Source organism: Streptomyces sp. NPDC053750, assembly GCF_044544295.1.
Classification (GTDB): domain Bacteria; phylum Actinomycetota; class Actinomycetes; order Streptomycetales; family Streptomycetaceae; genus Streptomyces.
The window spans coordinates 51,015-75,549 of record NZ_JBITXB010000008.1; the positions used below are offsets into that span (position 1 = coordinate 51,015).

A 24,535-nucleotide genomic window follows, 5' to 3' on the forward strand; every position below is an offset into this window, starting at 1 on the left:
CCCCTGCGTCTTTCGGTTGGTCTTCCCGCGGCTCGGCATTCGCCCACGGCAGACGAGAAATAGCCCCGAAGGACTGGAACCCCCTCTGGGAATATGTCAACGTACAACGTCCCGGAAAATGCCAGGTCAGTGGCGGGATTCAGGATTCCAGGCCGACGTGCACGTCGGCCATGACGGCGTCCGACACCTCGCGCTGCTCGGCCTCATCGCGGAGGCCCCGACCCAAGGAGCACCCCTGTCGAATGCCGCTCTCCGATCGGTCCGATTCAACGCCCCCATCTGCTCGGCACTTGGCGCCCTGAACGTATGGACCACATCGGAGCGAGAGGATTGCGCCGCTCCTCCCCGGCGCTGTGCCTCTGTGTTTGTGCGACCGCGTTGACAACGGACTCGGGGTGTTCGTGACGGACGGCGCGGCCTCGTTCTCCGATCGCGCCGACTGGCCCCCTGTGTTTCGTCCGTTGCAATCGTCCGTGAGTTGCCCTGCGGGGCGCAACATAGACCACGATCGCCGGTTGGCCAAACCGGCGATCGTGACGACCATTGAGGTGTTCAGAGCGGCTGTGCTTGGCGGTGGAGCCGTTCGGACACCATGGCCCTTCATGTCGGCGACCAGTAGTCCCCGTAACTGACAAAGTTTGCCCATCAGTTGCGGCGGAGTGGGTGCAAGTCGAGCACTGCCGCTTGGGCCGCCGACATATCTGGAACATCCGAGGAAACATCAATGGCTCGTCCACCTGCGCTCAAGCTCGCCGAGGTCCTAGCGGAAATCAGGATGAGCCCGTCGGCTTTCTATCGCCTGCGCGCTCGCGGTCAGGCACCCCGAATGATCAAGCTGCCCAATGGTGAACTGCGCTGCCGCCGCGCCGATCTGGATGCGTGGTGGGATGCGTGTGAAAGGGATACGCCTGGATGGCGATGAGTTATAGCATCCGCTTCTGGGAGATACGTGAGCGCCCCGACCGGCGCAAGCCTTTCCAGATTCGGTGGACGGTTAACGGGCGAGAGAAGTCTGAGTCCTTCATCGCGTTCGCGCTTGCTGACAGCCGGCGTGCGAAGCTGATGACAGCCGCGCGCGAGGGTGAGCCGTTTGACGAGCACACAGGTCTGCCAGCATCCGAGTTGCGGGCCATCAAGCAGCGCACTACGTGGTACGACCTGGTGCACGAATACATCGAGCAAAGATGGGAGCGCACGCCAGGGAACACCCGCCGCACCCTGGCTGATGCCTTCGCTACGGTCACGCCCGCCCTGGTACGCCCCGGCGCAGCGTATTCCGATCCACGGGTACTGCGGCGTGCCCTGTACTCGTGGGCATTCAACAAGAAAGCCTGGGAGTGCGAGCCCACCGAGGAGTGGCTCCACGCGCTGGACTGGATGAAGCGCAACTCGCTGCCGGTCAGCGCCCTCGCGGAAGCCGACGTTCTGAGGCGGGCCCTCGATGCGATGTGCCGCAAGCTGGACGGCAAGGCGGCTGCGGCTAAAACAGCCCGACGCAAGAGGGCTGCGTTCAACGAAGCTCTCAACACTGCAGTGGAGAAGGGGTACTTCGCAGAGAATCCCCTCAAGGGGCTCCGGTGGCAGGCGCCAGCAGTCAATGAGGAGGTGGATCCGGCCGCCGTTCCCAATCCGGCCCAGGTGCTTCGGCTGCTCGAGGCCGTTGCTCGCCAGCGGGGGCGGGGTCCTCATCTTGAAGCATTCTTCGGTTGCATGTACTTCGCGGCTATGCGGCCAGCTGAGGTCATCCACCTTCGGATCGAGCAATGCCACTTGCCAAAGACGGGATGGGGGATGCTGAACCTCTCGGGCGGGGTCGTCACGTCTGGCAAGGAGTGGACCGACGACGGTGAGGTGCACGAGGTGCACTCGCTCAAGCGTCGCGCGGTAAGCGCGACGCGGCCTGTTCCCATCCCGCCGCAGTTCGTACGCATGCTGCGTGCCCATGTGAATCGGTTCGACGTGGCACCTGACGGTCGACTTTTCCGGAACCAGGCTGGCAACTACGTGGACGCTGCCGCCTACGGCATCACATGGGCGCGGGCCCGGGAATACGCCCTGACCCGTACTGAGCGCACTTCTCGCCTGGCCAAGCGGCCTTACGATCTCCGTCATGCCGGGATCTCGTTCTGGCTCTACTCCGGAGTGGACCCGGCCGAGTGCGCCCGCCGCGCCGGCCAGAGCATCGAGGTTCTCTTTCGCCACTACGCCAAGTTCCTTGACGGCCTTCGAGAGCAGGCGAACCGTCTCATCGAGCAGTCCATGAACGAGTGGCAGCGCGTCAGTCAAGGTGACGTACCCGAGGGCTGAACCGGGGGTTTGGTCCGTGACTGGTCCGGAAGCACTGGTCAGGAGGGGTGCAGTCGTGGGAGGAATTGGGAGTTAGCGCGCAAGTCGGGCCCGGTCGAGAGCGGGTTGCACGAAGGGCGCCTGACGGGTGAAAACCCAGGTCAGGCGCCTTTCCTCGTGCCTCTAGAAGAAGCCGAGCTTCTTCGGCGAGTATGACACCAGCAGATTCTTGGTCTGCTGGTAGTGCTCCAGCATCATCTTGTGCGTCTCACGGCCGATCCCCGACTGCTTGTAGCCGCCGAAGGCGGCATGCGCCGGGTACGCGTGATAGCAGTTCGTCCAGACGCGCCCCGCCTGGATCGCGCGGCCCGCGCGGTAGGCGGTGTTCATGTCGCGGGTCCACACGCCGGCGCCGAGACCGTACAGGGTGTCGTTGGCGGTCTTGATCGCGTCGTCGAAGTCGTTGAACGACGTGACCGACACGACCGGCCCGAAGATCTCCTCCTGGAAGATCCGCATGCGGTTGTGGCCCTCGAAGATCGTCGGCTGGACGTAGTAGCCGCCCTTCAACTCGCCGTCGTGCTCGATGCGTTCACCGCCGGTGAGTACCTTCGCGCCCTCCTGCCGGCCGATGTCCAGGTAGGAGAGGATCTTCTCCAGCTGGTCGTTGGACGCCTGCGCGCCGATCATGGTGTCGGTGTCCAGGGGATGCCCCGGCTTGATCAGCTCGGTGCGGGCGACGGCCGCCTTGATGAACTCGGCGTAGGCGCCGCGCTGGACCAGCGCCCGGGACGGGCACGTGCACACCTCGCCCTGGTTGAGGGCGAACATCGTGAAGCCCTCGAGCGCCTTGTCGCGGAAGTCGTCGTCCTTGGCCCAGACGTCGTCGAAGAAGATGTTCGGCGACTTGCCGCCCAGCTCCAGCGTGACGGGTTTGATGTTCTCCGAGGCGTACTGCATGATCAGCCGCCCGGTGGTGGTCTCCCCGGTGAACGCCACCTTCGCCACCCGCGGGCTGGACGCGAGTGGCTTGCCCGCCTCCACTCCGAAGCCGTTGACGACGTTCAGGACACCGGGCGGCAGCAGGTCCGCGACCAGGCTCAGCCAGTAGTGGATCGAGGCCGGCGTCTGCTCGGCGGGTTTCAGGACCACCGCGTTCCCGGCGGCGAGGGCGGGGGCGAGCTTCCAGGCCGCCATCAGGATCGGGAAGTTCCAGGGGATGATCTGGGCGACGACTCCCAGCGGCTCGTGGAAGTGGTACGCCACGGTGTCGTCGTCGACCTCGCCCAGCGAGCCCTCCTGCGCACGGATCGCTCCGGCGAAGTAGCGGAAGTGGTCGATGGCGAGCGGGATGTCGGCCGCCAGCGTCTCGCGCACCGGCTTTCCGTTCTCCCAGCTCTCGGCGACCGCGAGGCGTTCCAGGTTCGCCTCCATGCGCTCGGCGATCTTCAGCAGGATGTCGGAACGCTCGGTCACCGAGGTACGGCCCCATCCCGGGGCAGCCTCGTGCGCGGCGTCGAGCGCCCGCTCGACGTCCTCCGCCGTACCGCGCGCGACCTCCGTGAACGGCTGACCGTTCACCGGGGACGGGTTCTCGAAGTACTGGCCGCGCGTGGGCGGCACGTACTCGCCGCCGATGAAGTGGTCGTAGCGCGACGCGTAGGAGACGATCGCGCCCTCGGTGCCGGGCGCCGCGTAACGGGTCATCCTGTCTGCCTCCCTCATCGGGCGCTGCCCGCCGTTGGACAGCTCTGCGCGCGAGGCTAGGGAGCGGGACGTTGCGGAGACGTTGCGTGTGCGGTCGCCGGGGCCACGGCCGTGCCCGCCGCTTTCCGGGAGGCGGTCACCATCCGTTCGGCGCCGTCAGCTCGGACTCCAGCGCGGCGAGCCGGGAGCGGGCGGCCGCCGTGGGCCGGACCGCGGCCAGCGCGCGCCAGACGTCGAGATCGTCCTCACCCCACGGCGCGTGCGCCCAGTCGGCCAGCAGGTCGGGATCGCGGCAGGCGATCAGCGCGCTGCGCAGACCGTCGGCGAGCCGGCGCCTGAGCCGGGCCACCGCCGGGGCCTGGGAGCCGGGCAGCAACGGGCCGGCGTACGCCGTCGCCGCCGCCGTGACCGCACCGGCCCGCAGACGACGCTCGACGAGGACGGCGTCGGACTCCACGGGTATCGCGAGCCGGTACGGCCGGGACACCAGCCGGCCGGGCCCCAGGACCCCGCGCAACCGGGCCAGTTCGGCACGCAACGTCACCGGTGTCACCGTCTCGTCCTCGTACAGCGCGCACAGCAACTCGTCACCGGTCATGCCCTCCGGGTGGTGGGCCAGCAGCACGACGATCTCGCTGTGCCGCCGGCTCAGCCGCACGCGGCGACCGTCCGCGGTCAGCAGCGCCTCGTCCCGGCCCAACGCGGTCAGCTCGGCCGCGTCGGCGCCGGGCCCCTCGGGAGTGAGCAGTGCCAGCTGCGACTCGGCGGCACGCGCCACCGCCTGGACGAAGCCCAGACTGTGCGGATGCGCCAGCCCGTCCCCGCCGGTGATGTCCACGGCGCCGAGCACCCGCCCGGTGCGGGGGTCGTGCACCGGCGCCGCCGCGCACGTCCACGGCTGGACCCGCCGGATGAAGTGCTCGGCCGCGAAGACCTGGACCGGCCGGCCCACGGCCATCGCCGTGCCCGGGGCGTTCGTCCCCACCGCGGACTCCGCCCACCGGGCGCCCGGCACGAAGTTCATCCCACCTGCCCGGCGCCGGGCGGCCGGATGCCCTTCGACCCACAGCAGCCTGCCGTGCGCGTCGCACACCGCGAGCAGGTGCTCACCGTCGGCGGCGAACGTGCCCATGAGCTCCCGGAACAGGGGCATCACCCGGGCCAGCGGATGTTCGGCCCGATAGGCGCCGAGGTCACCGTCCATCAGCTCCACGCTCGCGGTGCCGTCCGGGCCGACCCCGGCCCGGACCGAGCGCCGCCAGGACTCCGCCACCACCGCACGCACGGGCCGCGGCACCGTCCCCGCCTCGGTGAACGTCTCGTGCGCGCGCCGCAGCGTCCGCGCGCGCTCGGCGGGGTCCGCCCCCGGTTCCAGAGCCAGCCACGAATCGGTCAACTCGGCCTCCCGGACGGTGTGATGCGACGGGGACATCGTCACTCCGCCGGTACGCCCGGACAACCACTTCGACCGGCCGGGTCACCCGAACGTGGCAGTGCGCCGGGAGTCAGGCGAAGTTGACCAGTCTGATGTACCGGGTCCAGTCCCACAGGGGCCCCGGATCCGTGTGGTCGCTGCCCGGCACCTCGTGATGGGCGATGATGTGCGTGCGGTCCCTGGGAATCCCGTACGTGGCGCAGATCGCCGCCGTGAGCCGGGCCGACTGCTCGTAGAGGGCGTCGGTGAAGTACTCGGGCCTGTCCACCCATCCTTCGTGTTCGATTCCGATGCTGCGTGTGTTGTAGTTCCAGTTCCCCGCGTGCCAGGCGACGTCCGCCTCACGGACGCACTGCGCCACGTGTCCGTCGGAGGACCGGACGACGTAGTGCGCGGACACCTGCCGGGAGGGGTCGCGGAAGATGGCGAGGGTGTCGGCGTAGGTCTCCTGCGTCACGTGGATGACCACGTGGTCGACGGGATAGGTGGCGGGACGGCTCGACGGGGTGTAGTTGGCCGTGCTCGCCGGCTGCCACTCGGCGGAGGGGTAGTCGACGGCCCGGGGACGTGCGGTGGCGCGTGTGCCGGAGAACAGGGTGAGCGGGACGGTGGCGAGTGCGGCGCCCTTCAGGAGTCGCCGCCTGGTCGGAACCGGTGCTGTCCTTTCCCCTTCCATGGGGACTGCCTTTCGTCGGTGGGGGCTTGCTGCGAGGTGCGTCCGCGCGAATCACCGTACGGGGGCTGCGGGTTGCGCAGTAGTGCGCCGCGCCGTTCCGTGGACAGCCGCCGCCTTGTGGACACCGTGCTCACTCGATCGAGTGATGAGGGTCGATCGATGCAGGTGGGCGAGGGACGGACGACGAGGCAGGAAGACAGGAAGACAGGACGGGGCGGACAGGGCGGACGGGCTCAGGCCCGCTCCGCCACCACCGCCGGATCGTCCAGCACGGCCCGCACCACCGCGTGCGCGGCGCCGAGCAGCGGCCCGCGCGGACCCAGCTCCGACACGGAGACCGGGCAGGCCGGGCCGGCCGTGCGCCGGGCCAGTTCGTCCCGCAGAGACGGCAGCAGCCAGGGGGCGAGTCCGGCCAGGGCTCCGCCGAGCACCACGCTCTCGGGGTCGAGCAGGTTGACCGCACCGGTGAGCGCGATGCCGAGCGCCGTCCCCGCGTCGCGCAGGGCCCGCCGGACCGCCTCGTCGCCCTCCGCGGCTCGCCCCGCGAGGACTCCGACGCGATCCTCGCCCGGCTCCACGCCGGCCGCGCGCAGTACCGCGCTCTCACCGGCGTACTGCTCCAGGCATCCTCGCCCGCCGCAGGCGCACTCCGGCCCGTCGGGACGGACCGGCACATGACCCAGCTCGCCGGCGAATCCGCGGGTTCCGCGCAGCAACTGCCCGTCGACGACCACGGCCGCACCGATACCGATCTCCGCCGAGACGTGCAGGAAGTCGCGGGGGGTGCCGTCACCGAGCCAGAGCTCGGCGAGCGCCCCGAAGTTGGCCTCGTTGTCCACGGTCAGCGGCAGATCCGCGGGCAGCAGCGCGCCGAGGTCCGCGTCGTGCCAGTCGAGGTTGGGGGCGCGTACGACGGTCCGGGCGTCCCGCGCCACGAGACCCGGGACGGCCACCGCGAGGCCGGCCGGCCACAGGCCCTCGGCCTCCGAGTCGGCGACGACCTGCCGCACCAGGCCGGCGAGCTGCTCGAGCACCGGCTCCGGTGAGCGGCCACGATTGCTGCCGTACCGAACGACACGCGAGCGCACCTGGCCGCGCAGATCGACCGCGCAGACCGAGAGGTGGTCGACTCCCACCTCCGCTCCGATGCCCGCCGGACCCCGCGCGCTGACGGCGAGCGCCGAGCCGGGCCGGCCGACCCGGCCGGGGCGCTCGGGGCCCAGCTCCTCCAGCAGGCCCGAGCGGATGAGTTCGTCCACGAGGGTCGAGACCGCGGCCCGCGTCAGCCCGATCCGTGAGGCGACGGCGGCCCGGGACAGCGGACCCTCGGCGCTGACGGTGTGCATCACGCGCGCGAGGTTGCGGCGGCGCATGCCCTGCTGGGTGTCCGGCAGCGCGCGCCCGGCGCGGGCCGGGTGGGCTTCGTGGGACGGTGCGGTCATTCCTCCGTCATTCCTTTGTCGTTCCTCCGTCGGTTCCCGGCCGGGAACCGGCCGGACCGGCCTCGGGTGCGTGCCCCCGGCCACCGGTCCGGCCGGCATGTCGGTCCCCGGCGGCCTGCCTCGGAGGGCGTCCGGGAGGCAGCCTCCGACGGCGATGTCGCGCGTCGGTGGCGTGCCGCAGGAACGCCGGTGACGGTGCCTGGCGGCATCGTCCGTCCGGGTGCGTCTCAGCGGGAGTCCGCGCTCCGTTCCAGCAACGGTGCCGCGTCGGAGAGTACCCCGGTGATCCTCGCCAGCGTCGCCCCGTCCCGTTCCACGGCGTCGAGGACGGGCCCGGCCGCCGTGTCCCAGCGCCGGGCGACCGCAGCCGCGTCCTCGCCGGTCAGCAGGCCGGCCGCCTGCGCCGCGGCGCCGAGCGCGACCAGTTCCCTGGCCTCGGGGATCTGGACAGGACGTCCGGAAAGCCGCCGTACGGTCTGCTGCCACGCCGTACCGCGTGCGCCGCCGCCGATCAGCAGCAGGGGCGCGGACGGGTCCGCGTCGGCGTCGAGGACCAGGTCGAGCGCGCCGAGCAACGAGTGGACGGCGCCGTCGTAGGCGGCCTGGAGCAGCTGGCCCCCGGTCGTGTCGTGGCGCAGCCCGTGCAGGAGGCCGGAGGAGTGCGGCAGGTTCGGGGTGCGTTCACCGTCCAGGTAGGGCAGGAGTGTGACGTCGGTGCCGGGTTCGACGGCCTCCCGGTCCAGGCCCAGCAGGGCCGCGACGCGGTCGACGGCGAGCGTGCAGTTGAGGGTGCAGGCCAGCGGCAGCCAGTCGCCGCGTGCGTCGGCGAAGCCCGCGACGGTGCCGGTCGGGTCGGCGGGCCGTCGCTGCGACACGGCGTACACGGTGCCGGACGTGCCCAGGCTCATCACCGGCACGCCCGGGCGCAGTCCGAGGCCCAGCGCGGCGGCCGCGTTGTCGCCGGTGCCGGCGGCGACCAGGGTGCCCTTGGAGAACGGCAGGTCGTGGGCGTCGCGCACGGTGCCGGCCACCTCGCCGGGCCGGACCACCCGCGGCAGCAACGCCGGATCGAGCCCCACGCGCGCGAGGATGTCCTCGTCGTACGCCTCCGTACCGGACGCCCACCAACCGGTGCCGGACGCGTCGCCGCGGTCGGTGGTCCCCTCACCGGTGAGCCGCCCGGTGAGGTAGTCGTGGGGGAGACGTACGGCCCTCGCCGCGCGGGCCGCGTCCGGCTCGTGCTCGGCCAGCCAGGCCCACTTGGTGACCGTGAAGGAGGCACTGGGCACGCTGCCCGTGCGCTCCGCCCAGGTCTTGGGCCCGCCCAGCTCGTCGATCAGACGGCGGGCCTGCGGCGCCGAGCGCACGTCGTTCCACAGGAGAGCGGGACGCACCGGTTCGCCCCGGGCGTCCAGCGTGACGAGTCCGTGCTGCTGCCCGCCGATCGACACCGCGGCGGCCTCGCGCGCCGCGTCACCGCACTGGTTCAGGGCGTCGACCAGCGCGTCCCACCACTGACGCGGGTCGCTCTCGCGGCCGGCCCCGGAGGACACGGTGTGGGACGCCTGGCCGCTGGCGACGACCTGGCCGGTGGCCGCGTCGACGACCAGCGCCTTGGTGGACTGGGTGGACGTGTCCACGCCGACGACGAGCGGACCCTCGGCTGCTGACATCGGGCTTCTCCCTCTTCCGCGGCTCGCGGGATCTGACTGGCCTGACCTGGGATTCTGTGGCTCCAGGGCCTTAGGCGGCCCGGCGTCACCCGTTCGGCGACACCTTGTCCCTTCCCAGGAACGTGTGTGCATACTAATTTGTAAAGCGCCATGACGAAATAGTCGTCAGCGATTGGCCGGGCAGTGATTGGTCGGACAACGATTGGCCGGACCACGATTGGTCGGCAGCGAGTGAGGAGCCGCGGAATGAACTACCAGCCCACTCCCGAGGACAGGTTCACGTTCGGTTTGTGGACGGTCGGCTGGCAGGGCCGGGACCCGTTCGGTGATGCCACCCGGCGTGCCCTGGACCCGGTGGAGTCCGTGCAGCGCCTGGCCGAGCTGGGGGCGTACGGGGTCACCTTCCACGACGACGACCTGATCCCGTTCGGGTCGAACGACACGGAGCGGGAGGCGCACGTCAAGCGCTTCCGGCAGGCGTTGGACGCGACGGGCATGAAGGTGCCGATGGCGACGACGAACCTGTTCACGCACCCGGTGTTCAAGGACGGCGCGTTCACGGCCAACGACCGGGACGTGCGGCGGTACGCGCTGCGCAAGACGATCCGCAACATCGACCTCGCGGTGGAGCTGGGCGCGAGCGTCTACGTGGCGTGGGGCGGCCGCGAGGGCGCGGAGTCCGGCGCGGCCAAGGACGTGCGGGACGCCCTGGAGCGGATGAAGGAGGCCTTCGACCTGCTGGGCGAGTACGTCACGTCCCAGGGCTACGACCTCAAATTCGCGATCGAGCCGAAGCCGAACGAGCCCCGCGGTGACATCCTGCTGCCGACGGTCGGCCATGCCCTCGCGTTCATCGAGCGCCTGGAGCGGCCGGAGCTGTACGGCGTGAACCCGGAGGTGGGTCACGAGCAGATGGCGGGGCTGAACTTCCCGCACGGGATCGCGCAGGCACTGTGGGCGGGCAAGCTGTTCCACATCGACCTCAACGGCCAGTCCGGGATCAAGTACGACCAGGACCTCCGTTTCGGCGCGGGTGACCTGCGGGCGGCTTTCTGGCTGGTCGACCTGCTGGAGCGGGCGGGGTACGAGGGTCCGCGGCACTTCGACTTCAAGCCGCCGCGGACCGAGGACCTGGACGGGGTGTGGGCGTCGGCGGCCGGCTGCATGCGCAACTACCTGATCCTCAAGGACCGGGCGGCCTCCTTCCGGGCGGACCCCCGGGTGCAGGAGGCGCTGGCCGCGGCCCGGCTGGACGAACTGGCCCGCCCGACGGCCGAGGACGGTCTCGCCGGCCTGCTGGCCGACCCGACCGCCTACGACACCTTCGACGTGGACGGGGCCGCCGCCCGCGGCATGGCCTTCGAACACCTCGACCAGCTCGCCATGGACCACCTCCTCGGCGCCTCCTGAACCCCACCGCACCGCGGCGCGGACGCTCCGGCCCCCTCCGGTCCACGGACGGGGCCGGAGCCCGTCCGGCCGCCTGGGAGGATGGCCCTCATGACACAAGAGAGCGCAGTGTCGGTGGCCCCCGTGTCCGGCGGGGGAGAGCCACTGGCCGTCGTGGCGGCGGCGATCGTCCAGCACGGACGCCTGCTGGTCGTGAGCAAGCAGGCCGCCCCGGAGGTCTTCTACCTGCCCGGGGGCAAGCCCGACGCGGGCGAGGAGCCGCTGGAGGCCCTGTGCCGTGAGCTGGACGAGGAGTTGGGCGTCGAACCCAGGGAGCCCCGACTCCTGGGCCGGGTCGAGTCGACGGCGGCTCTGGAGAAGGTGCCCATGCACCTGACGCTCTTCGAGGCGCGGATCGACGGACTGCCCCGGCCTGCGGCGGAGCTGGCCGACATGAAGTGGATCTCCGGACACGAGCGCGACGTCCGGCTCGCACCGGCGGTCACGGACCACGTCCTGCCCATGCTGCGACAGCGCGGCTCCATGGCGCCGTAGGACGCCGGATCGCCGGCCACGTGCCGAGCAGTCGGACTCCCCCCCGCAGGTCCAGGGGAGGCCCGGTTGGGGTCAGGGCTCGCGTGGAACACCCCTCGCCCTGCCCCACCCGGTCCCGGCATCAGCAGCGCCGGTCTTGTCCCACACAGAGCCTCAGGGGATCAGGATTCGTCCCCGGCGGTGAGTGCCGCCGAGGCCAGTGCGGTCGCCGGGTCCTGCGACGCGCCGCCCACGGGAACCCAACGACCCCGCTCCTTGCGGTACGGCCACCAACGGCCGTCCCGGTCCAGACGGAGCTGGTACGGCGCGCCGGTGACGGTCCACCGGTTGGCCCGGGCCCGAAGCGCCGGCCGTTCGTCCTCGTCCCAGGCCGATTCCAGCGCCGCACGCGCGCGTGCGAGCGTGTCGCCGTCCACCGGCCACTCCTCCTCCAGCACGGACAGGGCGACGGCGCCCCCGAGCCGCCACGCGCGGACGGCCACGGCCAGCGCTTCCCGAGTGCGCTCCGACCCGTCACCCAGGCGCTGCAGCACGGCCGGTCCGGGCCCCCCCGCGGCCAGACGCACCGCGTCCTGCGCGACGGTCGGCGCACCGTCGACGGCCTGTCCGCCGTGCCCGGCCCGAAGAGCCTCGGCGAGCAGGCGGTGTGCCTCCACCGCGGCCCGGGAGGCCAGGAAGGTCAGGGCGGCCGGGTCGACACCGGGCGGGGGCGCCGTCTCGGTGTCCAGGGAGGGCGGTGTTCCCGGCCCCTCCCTGAGGCCGGGCGGGGCGGGCAGCGGAGGCAGCACGTGGCCCGCCGCGTACGCCTCGGCGGCGTCCACGCCCACCGGACGGGAGGAGGCCGCCTCGGTGGACGAACCGCCGTGCGTCTGAAGGGTGTCCAGAACGGCGCTCTGGTCACGCCCCCGCATCAGCAGCAGGACGAAGGGGTCCTGGTCCAGCAGCCTGGCGACCTGGTAGCAGAGTGCCGCCGTGTGCCCGCAGTGGTCCCAGGCGCCACAGTCGCACTCCGGTTCCAGATCCCCCAGACCCGGCAGCAGGTCGATGCCGGCGGCCGCCGCGTCCTCCACCAGGTGCGGGGGCATGTCGTGGTCCAGCAGAGCCGCGACATGTCCGGACCGCTCGATGGCCATGTCGGCAAAGCGGTCCCACTGGGCGTCGGACAGCTTCTCCAGCAGGACGTCGGCCCGGTACGCCGTGCGGTCCCGGTCCTGGACGACCGCGGTGATGCGCCCCGGCCGCACCGACACCGCACCGACCGCTCCCGCGCGCGCCAGCCTGCGGCCCGTCTTCACCTGCCCCGTGTCCAGCGCCGCGTCCTCCAGCGCCTTCAGCCATGCCATGCCCCACCAGGTCTGCGCGAAGCCGCGGCCGGGCGCGGGCGGGAGTGCGGCGAACGTCCGTTCCGTGTCACCGTCGTACCGGGTCATCGGGTACCCCCTCGCAGCTCGACCAGATCGGCCAGTTCCGCGTCCGTCAGCTCCGTGAGCGCCACCTCGCCCGCCCCCAGCACCGAGTCGGCCAGCTCCTTCTTGCGGTTCAGCAGGGTGGCGATGCGGTCCTCGACGGTTCCTTCGGCGATGAGCCGGTGCACCTGCACGGCACGGGTCTGGCCGATGCGGTAGGCGCGGTCGGTGGCCTGCGCCTCGACGGCGGGATTCCACCAGCGGTCGTAGTGCACGACGTGCTCCGCGCGTGTGAGGTTCAGTCCGGTCCCCGCCGCCTTCAGGGACAGCAGAAAGACCGGGACTTCGCCCTCCTGGAACCGCCGCACCAGCGACTCCCGCGCCGCGACGGGCGTTCCGCCGTGCAGGAACAGCGAGGCCACCCCCCGGGCGGCCAGGTGCTGTTCGAGGAGGCGCGCCATCTGCACGTACTGCGTGAAGACCAGCACGCTCGCCTCCTCGGCGAGGATCGTGTCGAGCAGTTCGTCCAGCAGCTCCAGCTTGCCCGAGCGGCCCGTGATCCTCGGCCGGTCCTCCTTGAGGAACTGCGCGGGATGGTTGCAGACCTGCTTGAGGCTCGTCAGCAGCTTCACGATCATGCCGCGTCGCGCCATGCTGTCGGCACCGGCGATCTCCGCGAGCGCCTCGCGCACCACCGCCTCGTACAGTCCCGCCTGCTCCGTGGTCAGCGACACGGGATGGTCGGTCTCGGTCTTCGGCGGCAGCTCGGGCGCGATCCCGGGGTCCGACTTGCGGCGACGCAGCAGGAACGGCCGCACGAGCCGCGCCAGCCGCTCCGCCGCAGCCGGGTCCTGACCGCCCTCGACGGCCCGGGCGTAGCGCCTGCGGAAGGTGCCGAGCCGGCCCAGCAGGCCAGGGGTGGCCCAGTCGAGGACGGCCCACAGCTCCGAGAGGTTGTTCTCCACAGGAGTGCCGGTGAGCGCCACGCGCGCGCGTGCGCCGATGGAGCGCAGCTGCCGCGCGGTCTCGGAGTAGGGGTTCTTCACGTGCTGGGCCTCGTCCGCGACGACCATGCCCCACGGCACCGTGGCGAGTCGTTCGGCGTCCAGGCGCATCGTCCCGTACGTGGTGAGGACGAACTCGCCGTCGGCGAGAGCCTCCAGGTCGCGTCGCGTGCCGTGGAAGCGGCGTACGGGCGTGCCGGGCGCGAACCGCTCGACCTCCCGCTGCCAGTTGCCCATGAGCGACGTCGGACAGACCACCAGGGTGGGCCCGGCGGCGGACGTGTCGGTCTGCCGGTGCAGGTGCAGGGCGATCAGGGTGATGGTCTTGCCGAGACCCATGTCGTCGGCGAGGCAGCAGCCCAGACCCAACGACGTCATACGGGCCAGCCAGCTGAGCCCGCGTCGCTGGTAGTCGCGCAGCGTGGCGTCGAGGGCGGCCGGCTGCGCCACGGCGTCCTGCGCCTCGGGATCGGCGAGCCGTTCCCGCAGGGTGGCCAGCCATCCCGTGGGGTGCACCTCCACGGGGCGTCCGTCGACCTCCGCCGAGCCCGTCAGGGCCGCGGCGAGCGCGTCGACGGGCGTGACCTTGTGGTCCTGCCGGGCACGGGCGCGGCGGGCCTCCGCGGGGTCGACGAGCACCCACTGGTCGCGCAGCCGCACCACGGGGCGGTTGGCCTCGGCGAGCACGTCCAGTTCCTCGCGCGTGAGCCGCTGCTCCCCCAGCGCGAACGACCAATTGAAGGCGAGCAGCGCGTCGGCGGACAGGAACGACGGATCGGCGTCAGCGGCGGACGTGTGCGGCGCCGGCTCGTCGTCGGGCGGTCCGACCTCCGCGCGGGCGGTGAGATCACGCGCCAGTTCCCGTGGCCAGTGCACGTCGACCCCCGCGCCGGCGAGCGCCCGGTGGCCCGCACCGAGGAGCTCGGCGACCTCTTCGTCGGCGAGCTCCACGGCGTCCGGCACAGCGGCCGACAACAGCGGTGTGAGTGCCGGCCACGCCCGCGCGGCACGCCGGAGCGCGAGCAGGGCGTCCATCCGCGCGCGCGTGCCGAACGCGTCGTCCACGGTGCCGCCCCACACCTCGGCGGCGTCCGCGACGAGCGCGGGATCGTTCACGCTGTGCACCTGGGGCACGGCCCGGAAGGTGGGGGCAGTGTCCTCGTGGGACGCGGCCGACAGGCCCCGCACCTCGACGCGCAGGGACAGCCGTACGCCCATGTCGTGTCCCGCGGCCACGTCGGCGGCCCATGGGTGCGCCTCGGGCAGCCGCTGCGGCTGTGGCGACGCGTAGGCCGGCCCGTCCGTCACGAGCTCGGCCGCGGGGGAGCGGGGCAGCGTGTCGGCGACGGCGTCGAGGAAGGCACGCACCAGCAGTTCCGGGTCGGGCAGCCGCAGGGGTGCGACGTCGTCCACCGGGACGGCGTGCGCCTCGGGCGGCATGGAGGCGGCGAGGTGGCGGATCCGCTCGGTGTCCTCCGGGCGCAGTGGACCCGTGCGCCACGCGTCGTGGTCGGTCGCGGACAGGCCGGGCAGCAGCAGCCCCCGCGCCACGAGGTGCAGGGCCTCGACGGCGACCGCGCCCCAGAACACGGTGGCGCGGTGGCCGTCCGCGTCGACACGCGCGCGTGTGAGGACCGGCAGCGCCGCCCGCACCGGCAGCAGGAGGGCGGGCACGCTCACCTGCCGCACACCGTCGCCGTCGGGCCGTACGACCGTCAGGTCCGCCACGGACCCCGACGAGACGGCCGCAGGGGCCTCGCCGTCGGACCGCCAGAAGGCGACACGGCCGGCGCGAGCGGGGTCGCCGGGGACGAATACGGCACAGTGGCGGGCGAGTTCGGAGATCTCGGAGGGCGTCGGAGGGAGATGGGTCTGCGCAGCGATGGTGTATTCCTCAAATTTGACTAGCCAGGGATGCGGCCGCCGACAGTACACGATTCGCACGGCTACGGGGTGTGGCCGAGCTGTGGCGTGGGTCACTATTCAGATGAGGTGTTCTCCGGACGGACTCGCCGACGGGTTCTCCGGGGCACGTAAGGGTACGGCCTCAGGGTCGTCTCAGGGTCGCGGTACGGAACCGCCGGGAGCGCGGACCCGTTTTCAGGACAGAGAGCGGCAGTGGCCGCGAAGGAGGCGACACCATGTCGAAGAACGCCAAGATCGCAGCAGGGGGAGTGGCGGCCGGGCTCATCCTGCTGATCTGGCTGCCCTGGTGGGCTGCCCTGCTGATAGTTCTGGGAGTCCCGGCCGCCGCGTACCTGACTCTGGATCCCTCGCAGCGACGCAGGCTGCGCCGCGTCACGCGGAAGGAGATCGGCCGCTGAGGTGCTGACGCCCGGTCGCCGGCGTCTCGGCCAGGGCGCAGGAGTTGACCACGTCGCCGTTCGCGGGCCTGTCGACCGTGTGGTCCGCGGGCGGCGGAGTGCCCCGCGCCACCCACTCGGCCAGCGCGTCGAACGCCGAGCGGAAGCAGGGCAGGATCGGCCGGAGCCTCTCGGGATACGTGTCGTACAGCCCGTCCACGTGGGTGCCGCCCCGGATGGTGTAAGAGCGGTGCAGCCCGCCACGTCCGCTCGCGTCGATCATGCGCTCGTACACGTCGGCGTGGACCGCCTTGGGCAGGAGCGCGTCCAGATCGCCGTGCAGCGTGATCAAGGGTTTCCCGATGCGGCCGGTCAGGGCCACCCGGGCGACCGCGCGGTGGACGGAGTCGGGGCGTGCCGCGTAGTCGTACGCCGCATCGGACGGACACGGTGCCAGGATCTCCTCCAGCCCGGACCCGGCGGTCGGTCCCGGACAGCCCGGATCGTAGGCCGGGTCGAACTCGGCCCGGTAGGTCTTCTGGGTCACGCCCCAGTAGGCCTTCTCGTGGTACGGCCACAGGAACTCGGAGCCGCGCGCGAAGCCCGCCGCGTACAGGTCCTCGTCCCGTGCCCCGCCGAACATCCGGGCCACGGTCACCGGCAGTGTCGTGAACAGGCCGGGGTCGTGCGCGGTCCACAGCGCGCCCTCCCAGTCCACGCCGCCGTCGTAGAGTTCCGGGTGGTTCTCCAACTGCCAGCGGGTGAGATAGCCGCCGTTGGAGACGCCGGTGATGTACGTGCGACGCGGCGCGTGTCCGTAGCGCCGGGCGGCCACCCGCTGGGCGGCCCGGGTGAGCTGGGTGGTCCGTGCGTTCCACTCGGCGACCGCGTCTCCCGGCCGTTTGCCGTCCCGGTGGAAGTCCGGTCCGTTGTTGCCCTTGTCGGTCGCGGCGTACGCGTAGCCCTGTGCGAGGACCCGGTCGGAGATCGCCTTGTCCGTGGCGTACTGCTTGCGGGTGCCCGGCGCTCCCGTCACGACGAGACCGCCGTTCCACTTGTCCGGCAGGCGGATCACGAACTGCGCGTCGTGCTTCCAGCCGTGTGTGGTGTTGAAGCGGGAGGAGTCCGGGAAGTACCCGTCGACCTGGATGCCGGGAACCCCGGACGGCGTGCTGGTGCCGCCGGCGGTCAGTCCGGCCTGGTCGGCCATGTCGGTGTAGGGGGTGCCGGCCAACGCCGTGGTCGTCAGGTCGGGCAGGCAGGCGGTGCGCTGCAGGGCCGCGCCCGGCACCCGCACGCGCTCCTGGCGGGAGCAGTGTTCGCCTGCGCCGGTCGCGGCGGCCGGGCCCGGCCCGGTGAGCGGGACCGCCATCACCACGGCGGCGAGGAAGAGGGCACCTCGGGACAGACGCATCAGGGTCTCCAGGCACGAGGGGGAGAGGAACTGAGGGCTGACCCATCGTGCGAGCCCGTACGTCCCCCTTCCATGGGCCGGACCCACATGGAGCAGGAGCTGAAGATAGAGGTTGGAGACAGCCCGGGCGACCGTGGCCGCGAGTCCCCGTGGTGACCCGCGCCCGAACCCCGGTCAGCCCGAGCCCTGGTCAGCTCGGTCGTACGGCCATCTTGTCGAGGGCCTCCAAGAGCCCCGGCAGCGACGGTCCTCGGCCCACCGGCACCACCTCACCGGGTTCGTCGTCGAGCAGGACGAAGGCGATGTCGTCGGTTCTGGCGACCAGCGACCAGCCGGGGCCGTCGGCACGCAGCGTGCGTGCGCCCCCCGGCGCGAACGACGACCGGACCCGGCCGAGCGGCGGGGGCGTGTCGACATAGGCACGCGCCTCCGCGAGCACCCGCCGGACACTTCCGCGCCCGGAGGAGCCGGTCCCCGCCGCCTGCGCGACGCCGGACTCCGCGCCCTCGTCGGCGCCCGTGTCCCCCTCCTGGGCCTCTACGGCGCCCGTGTCTCCTTCGTGGTCGTCCAGGGCGCCCGTGTCCCCTTCCCCGGCGTCCACGGTGCCCGTGTCGTCCCCTTCCCGGGCGTCCGCCGAACCGGACCCGGACTTCCCGCCCGCCACGGGGAACTTCGCGTCGTCGACCTGCTCCCGCCACTGCGCCCACTGCAGGGCGATCTCGTCGGCCCCCAGACGTCGCTGGGCGGGGCCCCAGACGGTGGTGTCCGGCGGGGACAACACGGGCCGGTCGGCGGACTCGGGGTCGGGATCGTGCGGCGCGGGGACACCGGGGGCCGCCACGGCGACCGCGAGGGGCCAGCCGGGCAGCGCGGCGACGACCGTACGCTCGTCCGGCGACAGGTCGTACTCCATGCCGCAGTCCCAGGACGCCACGGCGACGGCGACCAGCGAGACGTCGTCGACGACGACGGTCCACCGGGCACCGTCACCGTCCTGGCCGAGCACCAGCCCGTAACCGTCGGCCAGCGGTGGGAGCCCGAGCGCCGCGCACGCCTCCGGATAGTCGTCGCCCAGCACACTCGGGAACTTCGCCGGCGTCAGCAGCACCGCCGTCAGCACATAGAGCGCGTCGTCCGCGGCGGCGACGGTGTCCTCGTCCGTCCCGGCCATCCCTGCCTCCCCATCCGTTCGTCCAATGGCGCGCACCCTAGTGCGACCGGGAAGCCCTTGTCACGACTCCCAGACGCACCCGAGCTGCAGCTTTCCGGCTGGACGGGGGCGAATCGACCACGTGCCCCGCAAGGGCAGGCTCAGGTCGCAGGCAGCCCCAGGAGCGCCCGCGCCACCTCCCGCGGGGACTCGTCGCGCTCCCGTGCGAGAGCGATCACGGCCCGGCACGCCAGCTCGTTCACCCCGAACGACAGCGCCTCCGGAGACACCCAGCCCGCCGCCTCGTCCATCCGTTCCTGGTCGTCGTCCGCACTCGCCGCGACATACACGGCCGCCGCCTCGAACAGATTGTGCGAGCGCGGCTCCCCTCCCGCCCTCCCGTCCTTCCCTTCCGCGCGCCGAGCGGCACGAGATCTCTTCCAGGCCTCGCGGATCCCGTCGAACAAGCTGACCACCCTCCCCTGGCGATTGCCCTGACCGACCGTGCATCTCCTGCTGCCCAACGTAGAGTTGAAGCTTCGACAGCAGAAGGGGGCGCCACAGTGAAGCGCTTCGAACGGCTGGAACGAATCCGGCGGATGGACCCGTACGAGGACGCCTCGGAGATCTACCGGCTGACCTCGGCCTACGAGTTCCCCTGGGACTTCGCCCGCGCCCTCGAGCTGGCCCTCTACCGTACCTACGCCGTTCCGAGCATCGGTCGACTGCTGGCCGAGACCGGGGAGTTCACGAGCCGGGCGCAGAAACGGTACGACGACACGGCGCTGCTGCTCGACGCCGTCGTCGAGCACGGCTTCGGCAGCGAGCAGGGCCGTACGGCCATCCGGCGCATCAACCAGATGCACCGCAGCTACGACATCACCAACGACGACATGCGCTACGTCCTGTGCACGTTCGTCGTCATCCCCAAGCGCTGGATCGACGCCTACGGATGGCGCAGGATGTCACGCCACGAGACCGTCGCCGCCGCCGTCCACTACCGCACACTGGGACGGCACATGGGCATCAAGGACGTCCCCGGGGCCTACGAGGAGTTCGAAGCCTGCCTCGACGCCTACGAGGAGGCCCATTTCGCCTGGGACGAGGCCGCTCGCCGGGTCTCCGACGCCACACTCGACCTCATGGCCTCCTGGTACCCTCGCCCCCTCGCCCCGCTCCTGCGCACCGGGACACTCGCCCTGCTCGACGAGCCCCTCCTGCGGGCCTTCCGGTACGCCCCGCCGGGGCCCGTCACCCGGGCGACGGTGCGACGAGCGGTGTGGCTGCGTGGCCGCGCGGTCCGCCTGATGCCGCCGAGGCGCGCCCCGCACCACGCCCGGCAGAACCGGGAGGTCAAGGGCTACCCGAACGGCTACCGGCTGGCGGAGCTGGGCACCCGCCCCGTCCCGGGTTTGCGGGGCTGCCCGGTCCGGCACATCGACACGTCAGCCGTCGAGTGAACCGATCACCGGCCGCACCGAGCCGTCAGCGCTGACGTACCTGACGGACCGCCAGCGCCAGGAAGCGTGCGTCCTCGTCGACGTACGACGTCATGCGCCACCCGGAACCGGTCAGCAACGGACGGAGATTGGGCTCGGCACGCAGGTCGTCCGGTGTGATCCGCCGACCCTGCCGGGCCGCGAGCGCCGCCCTCCCGATCGGGTGGAACAGAGCCAGCACACCGCCGGGACGCACGACGCGCGCCAACTCCCGCAGGTTCCGGGCGGGGTCGGGCAGGTGCGCGACGAGGCCCGCCGCGAACACGGCGTCCAGCGATCTCGGCCTCAGCGGCAGCGCGGCGACGTCGGTCAGCAGCAGCTGACCGTCGTGGTCCCTCCCCGCGCGGACGGCGGCCTGGAGCATGGCAGGCGTCAGGTCGGCCCCGAGGACCACTCCCGAGGGGCCCACGGCGGCGCGCAACGGCGGCAGGGCGCGTCCGGTGCCGCAGCCCGCGTCGAGCACGTGATCCCCCTCCCGCAGTCCCAGCTCGGCGACGGCGGCCGCATAGGCGGGGTCGTCGTCGGGGAACCGGCTGTCCCAGTCGGCGGCGCGGGCACCGAAGAACTCCTGGACGTGCGTGTGGTCGTCGCTCATGCTTCGCATGATCCCGCAACGGCACGGAAGGCGCCGCAGTGCACACGTTCGAGCGTGACGCGATCGTTCCCGTACGTGTCTGTGTCATATAGCAACACCTTTCGAAATGCGCCCCCGTTGTGCGCCCTTGCCGGTACTAGCGTCCCGGGGCCATGGGACACCTGGACCACGTCGCCCTTGGCTGGCTGACTCCCGCGCTGTCGTACGCGATGGCCTGTGCCGGCGCAGCCCTCGGACTGCGCTGCACCGTGCGCGCCCTCTCCGCCACCGGCCGCCCGCGCCGCAACTGGCTGCTCACCGCCGCCTCGGCGATCGGCACCGGCATCTGGACGATGCACTTCGTCGCGATGCTCGGCTTCCGCGTCAGCGGCACCGACATCCGCTACGACGTGCCGCTCACCCTCGCGAGCCTGCTCGTCGCCATGATCGTCGTCTGCGCCGGCGTCTTCGCGGTCGGCTACGGTCGGGACCGCGGTCGGGCACTCCTGCTCGGCGGACTCACCACGGGGCTGGGCGTCGCGAGCATGCACTACCTCGGCATGGCGGCCGTGCGCCTGCACGGCGACGTGAGCTACGACCCCGTGCGCGTCGGGCTCTCCGTCCTCATCGCCGTCGCCGCCGCCACGGCGGCCCTGTGGGCGGCGCTCAACATCCGCTCGCCCCTCGCGGTCACCCTCGCCTCGCTGATCATGGGCGCGGCCGTGAGCAGCATGCACTACACCGGGATGTTCGCGGTGAGTGTGCGCGTCACGCCGTCCGGCGAAGCGCTGCCGGGGGCCACGGCGATGCAGTTCATCTTCCCCCTCGCCGTCGGGCTCGGGTCCTACCTCTTTCTGACCTCGGCCTTCGTCGCCCTGTCACCCACGGCGGGCGAGCGCGAGGCATCCGCCTCGGCCCGGCAACCCGTCGGGGGCCCCACCCCGTAACGGCGGCCGCGGGCGTCGACGCCCCGCAGACAACGCCCCGCACCCGTCCCGAGCGAGGAGGCCATGCGTACACCCCGTACGACCCCCGCAGCCGGCGCCGAGGCGCCGCCCCAGCCACCCGTGCGCGGCCGTCGCGCCCATGCCGGACCACCGGCCGACGAGACACCGGTCCCGCCCACGGGCGAGGCGCCGGACTCACCCACGCGCGCGTGGCGCACGCGCGTACGGCCGCGTACGGTGCGCGCCAGGATCGTCTGCCTGCTGATGGTGCCCGTGGTCTCCCTGCTCTCCCTGTGGGCGTACGCCACCGTCACCACCGCCCAGGACATCGCCCGGCTGCGACAGGTGCAGCGCGTGGACGCCCAGGTCCGGGCCCCCGTGAGCGCCGCCGTCGCCGCGTTGCAGGCCGAGCGGCGCGCAGCCGTAGGCCACGCCACCGACCCGTCGGCGGTGCCGAGCGGCGACTACGCGGAACTCTCCGCACGCACCGACCGGGCCGTCGGGAAACTGCGCCTGGGTGACCGCAACACCGTCGCCGACAGCGGGGAACTGCCCGCCGGAGTGGCCCGTCGGCTCGAGGAGTTCGTCACCGGGGCCGAGCGGCTCGGATCCCTGCGCACCGCCGTCCTCGACCGCCGCGCGGACTGGGACGAGGCCTACCGCCGGTACACGGCGGCCATCTCGGCGGCCTTCCGGGTGGGTGGCGCGCTGAGCGGCATCCAGGACGCCGATCTGGGATCCGACGCGCGCGTGCTGGTCGAGTTCGCCCGCGCGGGCGAGGCACTGGCCCAGGAGGACGCCCTGCTCGCCGGTGCCCGCCTCGCCGACGACCTCGGCGGCGAGCGGCTGCGACTGTTCACCGGTGCCGTCGACCGGCGCCGCGTGCTCACCGAGTCCGCCGTCGCCGATCTGCGCGGCTCCGAACGCGCCGCCTGGCAGGACCTCGCCGACAGCGGCGCCTACGTGACCGTGGGCACGGCCGAGGACAAGCTGCTCGCCCGCGGTCCGGATGACCGAACGATCGAGGCGGCGGCACCGCGGACCACGTGGGACGGGGCGCACGCGCGCGTGCGGGACGGAATGCGGGCGATCGAACAGGACGCCGGACGAGGAGTCGCGGACCGGGCCGACCCGTTCACCCGCGGGGTACTCACTCCCGCCGGGGCCGCGGTCCTCTTCGGCCTGCTCGCCGTCGCCGCGTCGCTCGTCATCTCCGTCCGCATCGGCCGCGGCCTCGTGGTCGAGCTGGTGAGCCTGCGCAACAGCGCCCTGGAGATCGCCCGGCGCAAACTCCCCGAGGCCATGCGCCGGCTGCGCACGGGAGAGGAGATCGACATCCCGTCCGAGGCACCACCGGGGCCACCCGCCGAGGACGAGGCCGGACAGGTCGCCGAGGCCCTGGACACCGTCCACCGCGCAGCCCTGCGGGCCGCGGTGGAACGCGCCGAACTCGCCAGCGGCATCTCCGGAGTCTTCGTCAACCTCGCCCGCCGCAGCCAGATCCTCGTCCACCGCCAGCTGAGCCTCCTGGACAGCATGGAACGCCGCTCCGACGATCCGAACGAACTCAGCGACCTCTTCCGTCTCGACCATCTCACCACCCGCATGCGGCGCCACGCCGAGAGCCTGATCATCCTTTCCGGCGCGGCACCCGGCCGAGCCTGGCGCATGCCGGTCTCCCTCACCAACGTGGTCCGTGCGGCCGTCTCCGAAGTCGAGGACTACGCGCGCGTGGAGGTACGGCAGCTTCCCGAGACGTCGGTCGTCGGCGCCGCCGTCGCCGACCTCACCCACCTCCTCGCCGAGATCATCGAGAACGCGGCCCAGTTCTCGCCGCCCCACACGCGCGTGCGCGTCACCGGCGAGCCCGTCGGCAACGGCTACGCGCTCGAGGTCGAGGACCGAGGACTCGGCATGGGCAAGGACACCCTCGCCGAGGCCAACCACCGCATCGCACGGTCCGAGGCGCTCGACCTGTTCGACAGCGACCGGCTCGGCCTCTTCGTGGTCAGCCGGCTCGCGGCCCGGCACGACATCAAGGTTCACCTGAAGACCTCGCCCTACGGAGGCACCACCGCGGTCGTCCTGCTGCCGACCGCACTGCTGCACGGTCAAGCGGCGGAACCTCCGGCGGGGCCGTCGCACGAGGCAGCACGGCCCGAGGAGCACCTCTACGCGCGCGTGCCGGAAGCCGCCCCGCACCAGGACCCCGTCCCCGCACCGGCCGACCGGCCCGCGCTGGCAGCCTCAGTACCGAGGGCGGCGCAGGCACCGGCACCGAGCCGACCCCCAGGAGCCCCCGCCTTGCGACTGCACCGATCCCCCGACGCCGCCGCGGCGTCCGACGGACCCGCCCCGCCGGACGCGACGGGGGAGACCGACGACCTTCCCCGACGCGTACGGCAGGCCAGTCTCGCCCCCCAACTGCGCGACGGTCGCCCGGGGGAGCCCGCCCGGTCCTCCTCGCCGCACTCCCACGACGAGCGCACCCCCGAACTCGTACGCGACCGCATGGCGGCCTACCGCGACGGCTGGTCACGCGGAGGCGGCCGACGCCCCGGCCGCGGAAAACCACCGGACGCGCCGACCGGCGGCAACAGCAGTGAAGGAGACCCCGCATGATCCACGACCCCGGTACGGGAACCGTCCGACCGACCCGCGAACTCGACTGGCTCCTGGACGATTTCGTCGGCTGCGTGAGCGAAGTACGGCACGCCGTGGTGTTGTCGAACGACGGACTCGCCGTGGGCGCGTCGACCGGCCTCGGCCGCGCCGACGCCGAACACCTGGCCGCGGTTGCCTCCGGCTTCCACAGCCTGGCCAAGGGCGCGGGCCGGCACTTCGGTGCCGGGGGAGTGCGCCAGACCATGGTGGAGATGGACGACGGCTTCCTGTTCGTGGCCGCCGCGGGCGATGGTTCCTGCCTCGCCGTCCTCACCGCAGTGACGGCTGACATCGGCCTGGTGGCCTACGAGATGGCACGGCTGGTGAAACGCGTCGGCGAGCACCTTCACACCGCGCCGCGCTCCTCCGCACGGCCCCCCGCCGGCGGATGACCCGGAAGTGGCCGCGCGG

The 24,535-nt window shown here is 72.1% G+C and carries 20 protein-coding genes; 9 read left to right on the forward strand and 11 right to left on the reverse strand.

The genetic code is table 11. From position 1 onward, the window contains the following. Positions 1-724: 724 nt before the first annotated feature. Positions 725-922 carry an AlpA family transcriptional regulator gene (locus tag ACIGO6_RS23160; protein ID WP_073946053.1) on the forward strand — a complete coding sequence of 66 codons (198 nt, stop codon included), beginning with the start codon at positions 725-727 and terminating at the stop codon, positions 920-922. Next, positions 913-2,307, forward strand: a complete 1,395-nt coding sequence (locus ACIGO6_RS23165) for an integrase (protein ID WP_399879032.1) — start codon at positions 913-915, stop codon at positions 2,305-2,307. The genes ACIGO6_RS23160 and ACIGO6_RS23165 overlap by 10 nt, the downstream gene beginning before the upstream one ends. Positions 2,308-2,469: 162 nt before the next feature. Here ACIGO6_RS23165 and ACIGO6_RS23170 read toward each other — a convergent pair whose 3' ends face one another. The 5 genes from ACIGO6_RS23170 to xylB form a co-directional block, all read right to left on the reverse strand. Continuing rightward, positions 2,470-3,993 (reverse strand): aldehyde dehydrogenase family protein, encoded by a 1,524-nt coding sequence (locus ACIGO6_RS23170; RefSeq protein WP_399879034.1) that lies wholly within the window; start codon positions 3,991-3,993, stop codon positions 2,470-2,472. Between the two features lie 136 nt (positions 3,994-4,129). Continuing rightward, on the reverse strand, positions 4,130-5,389 hold the full coding sequence (locus ACIGO6_RS23175; protein WP_399879036.1) for a GAF domain-containing protein: 1,260 nt from the start codon (positions 5,387-5,389) through the stop codon (positions 4,130-4,132). A gap of 109 nt (positions 5,390-5,498) precedes the next feature. After that, positions 5,499-6,104, reverse strand: coding sequence for an N-acetylmuramoyl-L-alanine amidase (locus ACIGO6_RS23180; protein WP_399879038.1), 606 nt, complete (start codon positions 6,102-6,104; stop codon positions 5,499-5,501). A 233-nt stretch (positions 6,105-6,337) separates the two neighbouring features. Then, on the reverse strand, positions 6,338-7,546 hold the full coding sequence (locus tag ACIGO6_RS23185; protein WP_399879040.1) for an ROK family protein: 1,209 nt from the start codon (positions 7,544-7,546) through the stop codon (positions 6,338-6,340). Positions 7,547-7,773: 227 nt separating this feature from the next. Continuing rightward, positions 7,774-9,219 (reverse strand): xylulokinase, encoded by a 1,446-nt coding sequence (xylB, locus tag ACIGO6_RS23190; RefSeq protein ID WP_399879042.1) that lies wholly within the window; start codon positions 9,217-9,219, stop codon positions 7,774-7,776. 246 nt (positions 9,220-9,465) lie between these two features. Here xylB and xylA point away from each other — a divergent pair, with 246 nt between their 5' ends. Together xylA and ACIGO6_RS23200 are read left to right on the forward strand one after the other, a co-directional pair. Further along, complete coding sequence (xylA, locus tag ACIGO6_RS23195) at positions 9,466-10,629, forward strand: xylose isomerase (RefSeq protein WP_399879044.1); 1,164 nt, start codon at positions 9,466-9,468, stop codon at positions 10,627-10,629. A 90-nt stretch (positions 10,630-10,719) separates the two neighbouring features. Beyond that, positions 10,720-11,163: an NUDIX domain-containing protein gene (locus ACIGO6_RS23200; RefSeq protein WP_399879045.1), complete on the forward strand. Its 444-nt coding sequence runs from the start codon at positions 10,720-10,722 to the stop codon at positions 11,161-11,163. Between the two features lie 161 nt (positions 11,164-11,324). On the opposite strand, the gene ACIGO6_RS23205 is transcribed toward ACIGO6_RS23200, so the two are convergent. Both ACIGO6_RS23205 and ACIGO6_RS23210 read right to left on the reverse strand, forming a co-directional pair. After that, positions 11,325-12,593, reverse strand: a complete 1,269-nt coding sequence (locus ACIGO6_RS23205) for an SWF or SNF family helicase (protein WP_399879046.1) — start codon at positions 12,591-12,593, stop codon at positions 11,325-11,327. Further along, entirely contained in the window at positions 12,590-15,457 is a 2,868-nt protein-coding gene (locus ACIGO6_RS23210; RefSeq protein WP_399879487.1) for an SNF2-related protein, read from the reverse strand. The genes ACIGO6_RS23205 and ACIGO6_RS23210 overlap by 4 nt, the downstream gene beginning before the upstream one ends. Positions 15,458-15,714: 257 nt before the next feature. Here ACIGO6_RS23210 and ACIGO6_RS23215 point away from each other — a divergent pair, with 257 nt between their 5' ends. After that, positions 15,715-15,897, forward strand: coding sequence for a hypothetical protein (locus tag ACIGO6_RS23215; RefSeq protein WP_119105388.1), 183 nt, complete (start codon positions 15,715-15,717; stop codon positions 15,895-15,897). Here ACIGO6_RS23215 and ACIGO6_RS23220 read toward each other — a convergent pair. The 3 genes from ACIGO6_RS23220 to ACIGO6_RS23230 form a co-directional block, all read right to left on the reverse strand. Beyond that, the gene (locus tag ACIGO6_RS23220; RefSeq protein WP_399879048.1) at positions 15,872-17,290 is read right to left on the reverse strand and encodes a tannase/feruloyl esterase family alpha/beta hydrolase; all 1,419 of its coding nucleotides are present in this window, start codon (positions 17,288-17,290) and stop codon (positions 15,872-15,874) included. The genes ACIGO6_RS23215 and ACIGO6_RS23220 overlap by 26 nt on opposite strands. Positions 17,291-17,480: 190 nt before the next feature. Then, positions 17,481-18,461 (reverse strand): hypothetical protein, encoded by a 981-nt coding sequence (locus ACIGO6_RS23225; protein WP_399879050.1) that lies wholly within the window; start codon positions 18,459-18,461, stop codon positions 17,481-17,483. A gap of 140 nt (positions 18,462-18,601) precedes the next feature. After that, the gene (locus ACIGO6_RS23230) at positions 18,602-18,907 is read right to left on the reverse strand and encodes a hypothetical protein (RefSeq protein ID WP_399879051.1); all 306 of its coding nucleotides are present in this window, start codon (positions 18,905-18,907) and stop codon (positions 18,602-18,604) included. A 96-nt stretch (positions 18,908-19,003) separates the two neighbouring features. On the opposite strand from ACIGO6_RS23230, the gene ACIGO6_RS23235 reads away from it, so the two are divergent. Continuing rightward, entirely contained in the window at positions 19,004-19,900 is an 897-nt protein-coding gene (locus ACIGO6_RS23235; RefSeq protein WP_399879053.1) for an oxygenase MpaB family protein, read from the forward strand. Positions 19,901-19,925: 25 nt separating this feature from the next. On the opposite strand, the gene ACIGO6_RS23240 is transcribed toward ACIGO6_RS23235, so the two are convergent. After that, a complete protein-coding gene (locus tag ACIGO6_RS23240) occupies positions 19,926-20,534 on the reverse strand; it encodes a class I SAM-dependent methyltransferase (protein ID WP_399879055.1) in 609 nt (202 codons plus the stop codon). Positions 20,535-20,686: 152 nt separating this feature from the next. Between ACIGO6_RS23240 and ACIGO6_RS23245 the strand changes: the two genes are divergently transcribed. The 3 genes from ACIGO6_RS23245 to ACIGO6_RS23255 all read left to right on the forward strand — a co-directional run bounded on the left by ACIGO6_RS23245 (position 20,687) and on the right by ACIGO6_RS23255 (position 24,516). Continuing rightward, positions 20,687-21,460, forward strand: a complete 774-nt coding sequence (locus ACIGO6_RS23245; RefSeq protein WP_399879057.1) for an MHYT domain-containing protein — start codon at positions 20,687-20,689, stop codon at positions 21,458-21,460. Between the two features lie 63 nt (positions 21,461-21,523). Next, positions 21,524-24,082: a nitrate- and nitrite sensing domain-containing protein gene (locus ACIGO6_RS23250; protein WP_399879059.1), complete on the forward strand. Its 2,559-nt coding sequence runs from the start codon at positions 21,524-21,526 to the stop codon at positions 24,080-24,082. Beyond that, positions 24,079-24,516, forward strand: a complete 438-nt coding sequence (locus ACIGO6_RS23255; RefSeq protein ID WP_399879061.1) for a roadblock/LC7 domain-containing protein — start codon at positions 24,079-24,081, stop codon at positions 24,514-24,516. Before ACIGO6_RS23250 ends, ACIGO6_RS23255 begins: the two co-directional genes overlap by 4 nt. Positions 24,517-24,535 lie beyond the last annotated feature (19 nt).